Source organism: Limimaricola sp. G21655-S1 (assembly GCF_027213785.1).
GTDB lineage: Bacteria > Pseudomonadota > Alphaproteobacteria > Rhodobacterales > Rhodobacteraceae > Limimaricola.
This window is the reverse complement of the sequence record NZ_JAPWGO010000520.1, coordinates 1-234: the sequence shown is the minus strand read 5'-3', so window position 1 is coordinate 234 and position 234 is coordinate 1. Positions and strand designations below refer to the sequence as shown.

General features: G+C 57.3%; 1 pseudogene. It reads right to left on the bottom strand.

Annotated elements, in window-relative coordinates:
- Positions 1–133: 133 nt before the first annotated feature.
- A pseudogene (locus tag O4G76_RS21665) lies at positions 134–234 on the bottom strand (phosphonate ABC transporter substrate-binding protein); the annotation flags it as partial.

Here is a 234-nt window from a genome sequence, read left to right as displayed (position 1 = left end):
GGCCTGAGCGGTCAGATCAGCCATTGAATTCTTCCTGAGTCATTGGGAGTGGCCAGCGGTAGAAAATGCATTGCGGGCCACGAAAGCGGGGTCCGGACCTTGGCCCGAACCCCGCGAAGACGTAAACGCGCGCTTAGTTGGATTTCAGCTTGCGCGCTTCGATGATGACTTCATAAGCCTCATGCGTGATCGGCTGGAAGCCTTTGGAGTCGCCCGCTGCAACAGAGTAGTAGC